The sequence below is a fragment of the Humibacter sp. genome (genome assembly GCF_035547335.1).
GTDB lineage: Bacteria > Actinomycetota > Actinomycetes > Actinomycetales > Microbacteriaceae > Humibacter.
Window position 1 is genome coordinate 1 of the sequence record NZ_DASZVF010000064.1, and the last position, 12,934, is coordinate 12,934.

Genomic DNA, 12,934 nt, shown 5'->3' on the forward strand with positions numbered 1-12,934 from the left:
GGGAGGTTCATGAAGCTCTGGCCGATGGACTGTGCGTTCGTCTCCGTCACTAGGAACCGCTCCTGCTTCGACGAATACAGACGATCCGCCTGCCGGAACAAGCCGCCGACGCCCGAGGTGGTCCACGGCGTCTGGGCCGACTCGTGCTTCGTGAGGTCGAGGTGGTCCTGCATCGCGTAGTACGGGTTACCCGCGGCGATGTCGAGCGATTCCGTCAGCTCGCGGTCTTCGACGGCCGGACGCGGGTACGCGAGGCACGTCGTCACGAACTGCCCGGGGGTCGAGTACTCGCGCACGATTCCGGCCTGCCAGGCGATGAACTCCGTGGTCTGCTCGGCCTGAAAGCGACGCCATTCCAGGTCGTACTGAGGCAACGAGTTGCCGTCGGGCACCCATAACTCAGACCAGTCCGCGATGCGGTGCGACCAGTAGGTGAGACCCCACTCACGATTCAACGTGTCGACATCGCCGTACTTGCGTTTCAGCCAGCGCACGAAGCGGGCGAAGGCGCCGCGGTTGTGGAACAACTCGAGCCCGGGCTCATTGTCCACTTGGAAACCGATGACCGCCGGATGCTGCGCGTGGCGCCCGACCACCATGCGGATCACCCGCTCGGCGAAGTACCGGAACGCGGGATGCGTGAAATCCGCCTCCTGCCTGCTCCCCCACGGAATCCGCCGACCGGTCTCACGTTCGGCCGCGATCTCGGGATAGGCAGCTTGCAGCCACGGCGGGACCGCGTAAGTGGGGGTGCCAAGGATCACGCCGATGCCGCGCCGATGTGCTCCGTCGAGAACCGGCTGTAGCCACTCGAGATTGAACTCGCCTTCCCGCGGCTCCCACGTCGACCACACGGACTCTCCGACCCGGATGACGGAGAACCCGGCCTTCACCATCAGGTCCAGGTCTTCCTCGGTGCGATCAGTCACCTGATACTCGGCATAGTAGGCCGCGCCGAACAGCACTCGAGGCGGTTCGTATGAGGGGTCCGACGGCATGGCGACTCCGTTGTCTGTCTTGGGGGCGGCTGACGACGAGTGCTCCCATTGCGATGCACTCTTCGGCGTGTTCGCATGAAAACTAATCGATTTCGTTACCGGTAACAATCCTCTGTTACAGTTTCGTTACCGGTAACGAGAGCGCGCGGCGGCGAGGGTCGTGGCGCGCCTTCAATGTGCTCACGCCCCCCGTTCGCGTGGCTGTGCGGGTGCGGCAGCTCGAGTTCACACAGCGACGCGCCAGTGCGGCCTTACAGTTGTGGGCAGCGCCGCCCGATTCGGAGGGTAGATGTCCCCAGACGGCATGAGCACCCAGGCGGACCGACCCGCCGGCAAGCAGCCCACAATCTACGATGTCGCGCGGCAGGCCGGCGTATCGCACCAGACCGTGAGCCGATTACTCAAGGGCGATCCCGGCATCAAACCGCTCAACCGAGAACGTGTTCTCAAAGCGCTCGATGAGCTCGGCTATCGACCGAACTTGACCGCCCGTTCTCTCGCCACGAACAGGTCTCACCGCGTGGCGGCTCTGACTCAGGAAATCACCCAGGTCGGTCCGGGGAGGGTGGCACAGGGCGCTAGCGAGGAGGCTCGGAAGCACGGATATGTGCTCGACATCATCACGCTCGACGTCGACGATCGCGCCAACGTCGAAGCAGCGATCAAGCTCGTGAATCAGCACGACGTGGCAGGCATCCTCGCCCTCGCTTCAACCGACGAGCTCCGCGACGCGTTCGAGGCAGCGAAATTCCAGGTTCCGGTGGTCATCCCGTTCGGAATGGTCGCCGGCGAGTCGGGCGCTCCCGACATGCGCGGCGAGGCCATTCGAGAATTGATCGACCACCTCGTCGAGTTCGGACACCGTCGCTTTCTGCATCTTGCAGGCCCGAGCACTTGGGTGGCCGCCCGAAACAGACGTCAGGATTTCGATGACGCACTGGCCGCTCACGGTCTGGCGCTCGAGGCTGTCGTCCATGGTGACTGGTCCGCGAAATCGGGATACGACGCGGTGCGTGCGCTCCAGCCCGATCGCGTGTGCACCGCCATCGTCGCAGCGAACGACCAGATGGCGATCGGCGCGATCTTGGCGCTGAGCGAACTGGGACTTCGAGTCCCGGATGACGTCTCGGTGACGGGCATGGACGATATCCCCGAAGCCGCCTATGTGCGGCCTCCGCTCACGACGGTCCAGCTCGGGCTCGAGGAAGAGGGGCGCGACACCTTCCGCCAGCTGCTAGCGCTGATGACGGGCGAAGCGACCGAACGTCGACCGACTCCCGCGACAATGGTGCTGCGGCAGTCAACAGGGCCGGCGTCCGGCTCCATCGGCTGAATCTCTCTTAGGCACGCGTCATCGCGGCTTCAGGCACGAGACACGGAAGGTCCCGACTCCCGCACTCGGAGCGGCAATCGTGAACCGAGATCGAGCACCTGCCGCTCATTGGTCTCGCTCAGGCCGCGGCCCGCGACCGCACGGCGACGCGTCCGTCTGCGACCTTCACGTCCCACGTCGGCTCCGGGACGGATGCCGGCCCTCGCTCAACGGTGCCCCGATCGAGCCGGAATTCGCTGCCGTGCCACGGACACTTCACGCATCCGTCGATGAGCGTTCCCTCGTCGAGGGGCCCACCCGCGTGCGTACAGGTGGCCGACAGCGCCCAAACCGTGCCGTGCTGCCTGACGAGCATGACGGGCACGCCGTCGGCCACGACCCGCATCGGCACGTCGTCTCGTAGGGCATCAGCGGCCGCCACATCGAACCACTGCGCCTCAGCGCTCTCGAAGGCCGTGTGACTCACACCGGTCCCCCGCACCAGCGAAAGGTGACCGCCGAGGTAGGCCGATATCGTGGTCAGCCCGTACGCCATCAGACTCAATCGCACGCCGAGACTCCGATGCCCTCGGACTCGACTCAGCCAGGATGCGATCTGCAGCAACGACGCACCGCCGTTGAGCAGTGCGTGCACGAGCCCGACGCGGTTCGTAGCGCCATGCGTATCCGACCAGTCGGATGCGCCGGCGATCGCCGTCGGCGCTGATCCGAGGATGCCGAAGCCCACCATGCGCCGGGCGGCTCGTGCGCCTTGCTCGCCGGCCGTAAGATCCAGCACGGTCGCGGCGGTCCAGAACCCGATCGGCACATCGGTCAGCAACGGATGCAGCGCGTGACCGAGCCACGTTCCGGAAAGGAGGTTCTTCACCGGTTTCGGATGCGTGGCCTTCTTCACGAATGCCGCAACCGGGCCTCCCACTCTGTCGAGCGCATCCGCACGCTCGATGGCAGCGGTCAGACGATGAGCCGTTCTGTTCAGTCTTCCCATGCGGTTCGGTCTAGCCCACGCCCTGGCAGCGGTCAACGCCTTGGCAGAGACCCCACGACAGGCATCCGCTTACCGAGTTGCGATGGACACCGTTTCAGCTCGGACCTCTGGCTGCCACGGCCTCGATCTCAACGAGCTGGCCTGCGTATCCGAGCACAGGCACTCCTTGCAGCGTCGCCGGCACTTCGTGATGGCCGAAGTGCTCCCTCACGGCCGCCCAGGCCAGACCGAGCTCGTCAGGGGTGCTCGCGACCACCAGCACTCGGAGGAACGCGACCTGCTCAAGAGCGACCCGGCAATCGCGCAGAACGACGTCCATGTTGGCGAGCGCCTTCCGCGTCTGCGTGGTGATGTCTCCCGGTGCGACGACGACGCCGTCGGTGTCGAGAGGGCAGGCGCCGGCCAGAAACACGACCTCACTACCCGCCAGCACAATCGAAGCGTCCGCGTACTCGGCGTGAGTGAGCGCGTGTGAACGAACCAGGCGCAGATCGACCACGCACGCAACCATAGCCGGAGGCGATAGCTGCAGAGACCCTTTGCGCTACGCCGTCGGACTGAAGTCTCGACGCACGATGTAGCCGTGGCCGGTGACGACACAATTCGCGGGCACGTCTTTCGCGACCACAGCTCCCGCCGCGACGACGGCTCCCGTGCCGATCGTCACTCCCGGGCACACGGTGGCGTTGGCTCCGATCCACACGTTGGCCTCGATGACGATCGGCGCAACAGTGATCCCGTCGAACCGCTTGGCCGGATCGACCGGATGGCCAGCTGTGACAAGCGTCACCCCTGGCCCGATCAGAGTGCGGTCTCCGATCGTGATGCCGCCCATGTCATAGAACGAGCCGTTCTGGTTCACGAAGACGTGGTCACCGAAGTCGAGATTGAGGCCGAAATCGCAATAGAACGGCGGATAGAGCGTCAATGACTCAGGCACGGGACGGCCGAGGATCTCGCCGAGGATCGCCGCGCGCGCATCCACGTCGTCGTGGCGAAGCACGTTGAGTCGCGAGGTCAGGTCCATGACCACCTGCGTGCGCTGCGTGACGGCCCTCGACTCGGGCGTGCGCCTGGGAATGAGACGTTCGTTTCGCATCGGTGTCCATCCTCTCCAACCGCGTCGTCGCCCTCTCATCGACACGAAGGTGGGGTAGCAGCGGGACGGTGGAGCGAGCTTCGCTCAGAAGACAAGTGACCGTATCACCGGCGGTCTCGCCGGTTTTCGGTGCGGACGTTCGGCTACGCCTGCACGTGCTGACCGGCTACCCGACGATCGCGCGGGGAAGAACGCCCGCCACAGTGAGCATGCCGGGTGTCCGGCGCGTCGCCGGCTGGTGCCACAGCCGAATGGTGACGAGCGGGAACACCGCAGCAACCAGCAACGCGGCCGCATTGATGAAGGCGGGTCATTCGACGGAGCTCGAGCCCGAAGCATGGCGGAGACGGACCCAGGCGCCGTACTCCGTCAGCCGGCCTGGCCGGCTCCTCGCAGTACGCACAGCGTCTTCGAGGGCGCGGTGAACGTCTTCTCCGCTGTCCAGTTCCGCTTGTCGCCCGCTTTGACGGTGACGCGCGTCTGCGCGGCGCCGACGACGGTCGCCTTGTCTGTCGTGAAGAACACAGTGATGACCGTGGTCGCGGGAGACTTGCCGCCGTTGCTGACGGTTCCTGAGGCCTTCCAGCCGTCCCCTGTCGAGGTGCATGCGACGAGCTTCACGTCGGCGCGCGTCTTCGAGTCATTGGGGATGTCTGTCGGCAGCGCGGTCGCCTGGGTCACCCCGGAGGGCAGCCCGGGTACGGTCGTCGCCGCTGCCGAGTGCGTCTTGGCGGCATTCGGTGCGGCGGCGGTGCAGCCGGCGAGGGCGACTCCGGCGACCATCAGCGCGGCGGCGATGGCCGCGGTGCGAGGGGCGAGACGGCTGTGCATGTCAGGCGCTCCTCCGACGTCGGCGGATGAACAGGATGACGGCACCGGCCGCGGCCAGCGCGAGGGCCAGAACGCCATAGCTCCAGGCGACCGTCGAGCCGGTGTCCGCCAACCCTGACGTCGGGTTGGCCGTGGCTGCGGGCAGCACCTCGGCGATGTTCACCGTCGACGGGTCGGACACTATCGGGTCACCATCCGGCGTCGTGGCGTCGACCGTCGCAGTGTTCGTCAGGGGCGTGCCGGTGAGGTCGGCCGCGACCACCGTGTAGTCGGCGGTGCAGACCTCCACCTGACCGGGCGTCAGCTCGGTCAGGCCCGCCGGGCATCTCGGCGCGGAGAGCTTTCCGTGGCCGTTGAACGTGCCCTCGTCGACGGTCGGATTCGTCAACGTGATGTTGCCCACGTTCGTCACCGTGAAGGAGAACGTGACGGCCTGGCCGGCCTTGCTGACCGAGGTGACGTCCGCGGACTTCACCAGCGTGACTGCCGCGGCCGCCGGCTCTGTCACGGTCGCCGACGACGGCTGTGAAGTGACCGGAGTGTTGGAACCGGCAGGCGTCCCCACCGCAGTCGCCGTGTTGGTGATCGATCCCGCGTCGACATCCGCCTGCGTCACCGTGTACACGATGGTGCAGGTCACCTGCGCTCCCGGCGCCAGCGCGGCGGCCCCGGCCGGGCAGGTCGGCGCGTCAAGCGAGCTGGTTCCCGTGAAGGCGTCTTCCTCAGCCGTCACATCGTGCAGCGTCACGTTACCGGTGTTGGTGATCAAGAAGTCGTACTCAACCTTCTGACCGACCTTGCTGTCCGCGGTCGTGGCCTGAGCCGTCTTGACCAAGCTCAGAGCCGGCGCTGCGGCGACCGTGAAGGTCACCTCAGACTCGTCAGAGGTCACCCGGGTTCCGGCCGGATCGAGACCGGTCGCGGTGGCGGTGTTGCTCACCGATCCGGCATCCATATCCGTCTGGGTCACGACATAGGTCGCGCTGCACGACAACTGGTCGTGCGGCGCCAACGCCGTCGGCGGGCACGAGATCGCCGAGAGCGTTCCCGAACCCGTGAAGTGCGTCTCATTGATCGAGATGCCGCTCACGGTCGCGTTGCCGGTGTTGGTCACCGCGAACGTGTAGGTCACCGTCTGGCCGGCCGCGTCGACCGTGGTCGGATCGACGGTCTTCGCGATCTCGAGACCCGGGGCCTGCGTCGCCGTCACGGTTGCGCTCGACGACGGCGAGGTCACGGGAGCGTCACCCGGGGCGAGAGCAGTGGCAGAGGCGGTGTTGGTCACCGATCCCGCATCGATGTCGGCCTGGGTCGCCCCGTAGGTCGCGGTACACGTCGTGAACTGGCCCGGCACGAGGGTCGTGTCTGGGCAGGAGATCGCCGAGAGCGTTCCCGTTCCCGAGAAGCTGTCCTCACGGATGCCCACGGCCGTGACGGTCACGTTTCCGGTGTTGGCCACCAAGAACGAGTAGGTCACGTTGTCTCCCGGCGCGGTCACGGTGGTCGTCGAGGCCGACTTGGTCAGCGTCAGGGCGGGAGCGGCGATCGCCGGCGTCGAAACCGTCGACGGCTGCGACGAGACGGGCGCACCGCCAGGCCCGGCACCCGTCGCGGTGGCGGTGTTCGACACCGAGCCGCCGTCGATGTCGTCCTGCGTCAGCGTGTAGGTCGCTGTGCAGTCGACCTGTGCCGTCGGCGCGAGCGTCGTCGAGGGACACGTGATACCCGAAAGCGTGCCCGAACCGGTGAACGTGCCCTCGGTGATGCCCACGTTCGTGACGGTGACGTCGCCGGTGTTGGTCACCAGGTAGTGATACGTCAGTTGCTGCCCAGCTGAGAAGGCGGTCGCTGCCGAGGGATCTGCCGACTTCACGAGAGAGAGTCCCGCTGCCTGTGTCACCGACACGGTTGCCGTCGACGCCGCAGAGCTCACGGCCGCACCTCCCGCGCCGGTGGCAGTCGCATGCGCAGTGTTGGTCACGGATCCGGCATCCGCGTCTGCTTGTGTCAGCGAGTACGTGGCGGTGCAGGTCGTGTCGGCATCGGGCGCCAGGCTCGTCGTCGGGCACGTGATCGCCGACAGGCTGCCGGTGCCCGAGAAGGCGTCATCCACGATCGCCAGGCCGGTGGCCGTCACGTTTCCGGTGTTGGTCACCAAGAACGAGTACGTCACCGTATCGCCGGCGTTGCTCACGGACGTCGGGCTTGCCGACTTGGTCAGAGTGAGCGCAGGAGTCTGGGTCGCCGTCACCGTTGCGGTCGACGGTGCGGAGACCAGCGGGCTGCCGGAGACAGGCGTGCCCGATGCGGTTGCGCTGTCGGAGATGCTGCCGCTGTCGAGGTCTGCCTGGGTCACCGTGTAAGTCGCGCTGCAGTCCTCGGTGGCGCCGGGTGCGAGGCTCGGCGACGGGCAGGTGGGCCCGCTGGTCAGTGCGCCGGCCGGTGCGCTCTGCACGTCGTCGATGGCGACGCCGTTCAGCGCGACCGCCGTGTCGTTGTCGACCGTGAAGGTGAAGGTCACCCTCTGGCCGACGTGGTCGACCGTGGTCGGCGAGGCTGCCTTGACGACGGTGAGTCCAGCCTGCGCGTGAAGACCCGTGCGGGATGATTCCGCGGCCGTCAATGCCGGCTGGCCGACACCGGGGGTGGCAGTGGTGCCCACGGTGTTCCATGCGGTCTTACCGGCGATGTTCGCCGGTGTCGACACGGTGTACGGGATCGAGAAGGTGTTGATGCCGTTGCCACCGGGAACGTACACGGTTCCGTCGTAGGAGAACTTGAGCGCCGTCACAGAGGACAGCGATCTCGGAGCGGTCGTGCTCCAGTCGTCGACGCACCCAGGATTGCTACCGTTCACCAGCACCTCTGGTCGGCAGGGGTCGGTCGCTTGCGAATACGAGACCGTGACGCCGTCGGGCAAAGGCCCGACACCGGTCAGCACGACGCCGAACTCCGACCCGCGCGCATCCGTCTTCGTGGTGTCCGTGTCCCCGACCGCCGGCAGCAGGTCGTACATGACGGGATCCACCAAGTTGGTCGAACCCGTGTTCGTGAACGTGACGTCGTAGGTGGCCGTCCCGCCGTTCGGGCTGACGTTGCCTACGCCGCCTGCTGTCACCGGTGTCGCGTCGAGGTTTCCTTGCACCGACTTGTCCACCGAGAACGCCGGATTGATCGGGGTCACGTTGATGTTCTGCGACTCACCGCAGTAGTTCGTGCTGGTCGGCGCGTTGGTGATCTCCAACGCGGCGTTGCTCCCGTTAGACGGCACGGTGATTCCACTCGGGCCAAAGCACGAGGTGATCGGAGCTCCGTAGCCGACGGTCACGTCATTCTGGTAGGTGCCGGCACATCCAGGGCCGAGGTTCACGGTGAGCGTGTTGCCCGTGAAGACATAGTCTCCGGCTGTGGTGATGATGCCTGCCGGAACCACCCACTGCAGCAGCTGTCGACCCGTGCCGTTGTAGTTCGGAGTCACCGCTGCGTTGATCGTCACCGTGCTTGCTGCGGTCCCACCGGCAGTGTTGGGCCATGCACTGAACTGCTGGGGAGTGAACGTGAATGTCTGAGACGTCCCCGTGGTGACGGTCGCGCCTTCGGGAGCGAGGTACGAGAGGTAGATCGCTTGAGAGGGAGCCTGCGCCACCTCGATGTAGTTGGACTGGGGGCCGTTGCCGCCGAAGCCGCCGATGCCTACCGCTTCGGTGCAGGTAGAGCCTCCGTTGTACCGGGGCCAGATGCCCGGAGCGATGACCGTGCCCGACGGTTCGTCCGCGGAAACCACCAGCAGCGACCCAGAAGCCGGCCGCGCAGACGCCAACGGAGTGTCCGACCCGACGAGATACGGAGTCGCGGTCGCCGTATTGGTGATCAGCGAGGACGTGGTCAGACCGGACGCCGCGTAACCCTTCACGATGAACTGCTGTGTCGTCGACGTGTTCTGTCCCTCTTCGGCAAACCGAGGGAAGTCGATCTCTGACACGGCGGGTGACGTGGGCACAACCCAGCCGGTTCCGGACGTGTACGGGATCGAGGCAGTGGTGCCATCCGTGTGGATCACGGTAATCGCATCTGCATCAGTGGGTGCGAACCCGACCGCGGTGATGACCGTCGGGATGAATGCAGGAGTCGGGCACAGCGTGCCGGGCGCGTTGGAAATGTAGTTCGGATTTGCTGCGGTTCCCGGCGTTGCATTGTTAGTCGTGCACGGCATGGGGTCCTGCACCTCGAAGTCCGCTCCGGCCTGGGTGCCGTTGGTGAAGAGGTTTATCGAGTACTGGCCGCCGACGCCACTGCCATCCCAGTTACCCGGGTAGACGTAGGGGTAGCGCCCCTTGTTCGGCGGATAGGTGTACTGGCCCGCGTCGGGGAAGGAGTTGCTCGAGCTGTTCTTGGAGTCGAATACCGTCGGAACCACGGCCACCACGCTCGTGTCGGCCGTGCTCTCGAGCGTCTGCGACGTTCCGTCGTAGTAGGTGAAGGTCGCAATTGCGGTGTTCGAGATGGTGTCACCGATGTTGTCGAGCGCTCCTGCGGTCGTCGCTGTTCCCGTTATGTCGATGTCTCGTCCGGGGGCACGGGAACTGACGCCGTTGCAGATGTTGCCATCGGGATCCGAGTAGGTCAGCGTGTTGCTGGCGGCGTCGTACGTGATGGTGCCGGGGAAGGTGCCCTGACCGTAGTTGCCGTTGTTCGCGTTGTAGATCGTCACGTAGCTCTGGTACGTGAAGTTGGCGGGAAGATGGTCGACCAGGGTGAACGACGACGTTCCTATCGACCCGTTAAGCGAATTGGGCGCGCAGTTGAAGTGCAGGTCGTAGACGTACTGCCCACCCTGGCCGATCTTTGCGGGTGCGGTCTTCCTGAAGTTCACGTTCTCCGTGGCAGTCACGGTGACAGTCGACGTGTTCCCTGCGGCTGATGTGAAGTTCGTGCCGTTGATCGTCGGCGTGATCGGGAATGTCTGGTTGTTAGGCGTGCTGTAGTTCGTCGTCGCGTAGTTGAACGTGCACTGCTGAGACCCCGTCGGCACCGTTCCAGCAGGTGTACCCGCCGTGTAGGCGTAGGTCACCGTGGTGGCGGATGTCGTCTTCGTCCAGCCCGGGCACGACAGCGCTCCGAACGCGGCCGCATTGTTGACGGTCGCGCCTTTCAGGTCGGTGTACGACGTCACGGGGAAGGTCAGCGTGGTGCCGGCACAGCCGCCCGTGACGCTGCAGGACAGCGACAGCGTCAGCGTCGTGGCCGCCCCAGCCGCAACGGAGGTCGTACCAGGGCTGATAGTGACACTGGCGGTACCCGCCGCCGACGCGCCCTCAGCGGGAAGCGCCACCCCGAGCGTGACGAGCGCCACGCTGATCAGTGCGGCGAGAAGCGCTCGTGTCCCTCGCCGGCCGCTCCCAGAGCGTCCCGAAACAACAGTCCGTGCATTACCCCGAAACACGAGCTCCCCGATTCATGAGTCCTGCGCGGATTCATGAATCCCGCGCGCTCATGCATCGAGACGAGCGCGAACCCCACAGGTCGCTCACATCAAAGTCGACCAGGGCAGTCGCGGGGAAGCGGCGCGGGCGGAATTCACCCCGAAACTCACCACTTTGACCCCCTACCCGGGGGTCGCATGGACACTCCTGGAATAGTTTCCCTGACTATTGCAATGCCCTGGTCATGGGTGGCCGGGTCGCGCGTTCACTTGGCGGCAAGCCAGGCGCACCGCTATCGCACGCGCGTGCCCAACACAAACCGGGTGGTCTCCACAACCCACGGCCCTGAATGAGCTCCTGACCACGTCCAGAGGTACCCGGACGACTACTCAGACCAGTGTGCCGGGGTTGACGATGCCCCAGAACCCGCCCCACAGTGCGAGGAACCCGGTCGCAGTCCAGGGCACTGTGCCGCTGCATGCAAGTGCGATGACCAGGGCGCCCACGACGATCGCTGACCCAGCGAAGCTCGCGATGACGCCTCGTTTGAACAATGACCCCGCGATGACCGATCCGACAATCCCCGCGACCCCGTAGAGCACGTAGAGCACGGAGATCATGTCGCTGGATAGTCGGGTGTGGTCGATCAGGAATGGTGTGATGTAGGTGTATGCGGTGAATTGGCCGATGAAGGCCAATGCCCCGGCCGCCATACCGAATCGGGCAGCGGGTCTGGCGAGGTTTCGGACCGGTTCGGTCGCGCATTCGCCGATTCGCTTGTGCGGTTTTCGCCGGGGGCGGGAGCTGCATTCCAACGGAAGACCCCGGGGTTCCGCGGGACCTCGGGGCCACGTACACGGCGGAGACGGAGGGATTTGAACCCTCGGTCCCCTTGCGGGGACTCCACCTTAGCAGGGTGGTGCACTAGGCCTGACTATGCGACGTCTCCTCGTGCGCCCGCCTGGCGGACACACGCCCACCATCATAACGGACGCCCGGCGCCGGCCGAACCGCGAAGAGTCCAGCCAGCATGAGGGCGCCGGCGCTGGTCCGACGGGCCCGACAGTTGACCGATGGACAGAAGACGGACAGGGTGGTCGGATGCCTCTCGATCTCGATCCCGTCCGGCGCTCGCTCGACGAGCGCGTGGCATCCGGCTGGGCTCCCGGCATCGTCGCCGGCGCGCGCCGGGGCGGCCGCACCTGGTTCTACGCGACGGGGAGCTACGACTTCACGGGCGACGCAGGCAGCGAACCTATGACGGAGGACACGCGGTTCCGCATCGCGTCACTGAGCAAGATCGTCGGCATGGCACTCACCGCGCAGCTGATCGCCGACGGGTTGCTGGACCTTGACGACGAGATCGGCGAGTGGATGCCCGAGCTCGCCGACCGGCGCGTGCTCCGCTCCCCCGACGCCGCCCTGGATGACACGGTGCCCGCCGAGCGGGAGATCACGGTGCGCGACCTGCTCCTGTTCACGAGCGGGATCGGTCTGCAGTTCGAAGACACGCCGTACTCGCGCGCGCTCAATCCGTACGGCGTGGGTCCGCTCCCTCCCATTTTCGACGAGGATGATTACCTCCAGCGCGTCGGCTCCCTCCCGCTGGCGCACCAGCCGGGCACTCGGTGGATGTATCACACGAGTGCCGACGTGCTCGGCATCCTGCTCGCCCGCGTCGCGGAGCGACCTCTCGGCGAGCTGCTCGTCGGAGCGATCACCGGGCCGCTCGGCCTCTCCCGCACCGGGTTCTTCACATCCGAGCGGCTGCCCACCTCGTATCGGCCGCACGGTGAAGGGCTCGAGGTGGCGACGGACTACGACCGCGGGTTCTCCGCGAGCCCGATGTTCGAGAGTCTCGGCGGCGGATTGGTGTCGACTGTTCCCGAGTTCTTGCGCATCCTCACGGCCATCGCAGACGCGGAGATCGTGCCGCGCGAGCTCGTCGAACTGGCCACGACGGCCCAGCTGGATGCAGGCCAGCAGGTCGGTCTCACGCAGCTGGCCGGCTCTGGGGTCGGGTGGGGGTGGTGTCTCTCCGTCGAGACCGGCAAGCCGCAGGCGTGGTCCGCGCCCGGCCGGTGGGGCTGGACCGGAGGATCGGGCACGAGCGCCTACGTGGACCCATCGCGCGACCTTGTCGGCGTGGTCATGTCGCAGCGGTTCATGGCGGGACCGCAGGAGACCTTCGGATACTTCTGGGGGCCGCTGGCGGCATCCGTCGACGCTCTCTGAACGGCGTCGTCATAGAACGGGGCCGAC

The 12,934-nt window shown here is 66.1% G+C and carries 9 protein-coding genes and 1 tRNA gene; 2 read left to right on the top strand and 8 right to left on the bottom strand.

Annotated elements, in window-relative coordinates:
• Nucleotides 1-929: beta-galactosidase (locus VHB92_RS13705; RefSeq protein ID WP_325454325.1), on the bottom strand; the 929-nt coding region annotated here is incomplete at its 3' end.
• Nucleotides 930-1,302: 373 nt separating this feature from the next.
• On the opposite strand from VHB92_RS13705, the gene VHB92_RS13710 reads away from it, so the two are divergent.
• A complete protein-coding gene (locus VHB92_RS13710) occupies nt 1,303-2,331 on the top strand; it encodes a LacI family DNA-binding transcriptional regulator (RefSeq protein ID WP_325454326.1) in 1,029 nt (342 codons plus the stop codon).
• A gap of 118 nt (nt 2,332-2,449) precedes the next feature.
• Here VHB92_RS13710 and VHB92_RS13715 read toward each other — a convergent pair whose 3' ends face one another.
• The 7 genes from VHB92_RS13715 to VHB92_RS13745 all read right to left on the bottom strand — a co-directional run bounded on the left by VHB92_RS13715 (nt 2,450) and on the right by VHB92_RS13745 (nt 11,621).
• Nucleotides 2,450-3,319 carry a Rieske 2Fe-2S domain-containing protein gene (locus VHB92_RS13715; protein ID WP_325454327.1) on the bottom strand — a complete coding sequence of 290 codons (870 nt, stop codon included), beginning with the start codon at nt 3,317-3,319 and terminating at the stop codon, nt 2,450-2,452.
• Nucleotides 3,320-3,413: 94 nt separating this feature from the next.
• Nucleotides 3,414-3,818 (bottom strand): RidA family protein, encoded by a 405-nt coding sequence (locus VHB92_RS13720; protein ID WP_325454328.1) that lies wholly within the window; start codon nt 3,816-3,818, stop codon nt 3,414-3,416.
• A gap of 45 nt (nt 3,819-3,863) precedes the next feature.
• The gene (locus tag VHB92_RS13725; protein WP_325454329.1) at nt 3,864-4,418 is read right to left on the bottom strand and encodes a DapH/DapD/GlmU-related protein; all 555 of its coding nucleotides are present in this window, start codon (nt 4,416-4,418) and stop codon (nt 3,864-3,866) included.
• A 369-nt stretch (nt 4,419-4,787) separates the two neighbouring features.
• Complete coding sequence (locus VHB92_RS13730; RefSeq protein WP_325454330.1) at nt 4,788-5,249, bottom strand: hypothetical protein; 462 nt, start codon at nt 5,247-5,249, stop codon at nt 4,788-4,790.
• A 1-nt stretch (nt 5,250) separates the two neighbouring features.
• Nucleotides 5,251-10,602, bottom strand: coding sequence for a DUF7507 domain-containing protein (locus tag VHB92_RS13735; protein ID WP_325454331.1), 5,352 nt, complete (start codon nt 10,600-10,602; stop codon nt 5,251-5,253).
• A gap of 459 nt (nt 10,603-11,061) precedes the next feature.
• A complete protein-coding gene (locus tag VHB92_RS13740; RefSeq protein ID WP_325454332.1) occupies nt 11,062-11,487 on the bottom strand; it encodes an MFS transporter in 426 nt (141 codons plus the stop codon).
• Nucleotides 11,488-11,532: 45 nt separating this feature from the next.
• Nucleotides 11,533-11,621: transfer RNA gene (locus VHB92_RS13745), tRNA-Ser, on the bottom strand.
• A gap of 152 nt (nt 11,622-11,773) precedes the next feature.
• Between VHB92_RS13745 and VHB92_RS13750 the strand changes: the two genes are divergently transcribed.
• Nucleotides 11,774-12,907, top strand: coding sequence for a serine hydrolase domain-containing protein (locus VHB92_RS13750; protein ID WP_325454333.1), 1,134 nt, complete (start codon nt 11,774-11,776; stop codon nt 12,905-12,907).
• The last annotated feature ends 27 nt before the right edge of the window (nt 12,908-12,934 follow it).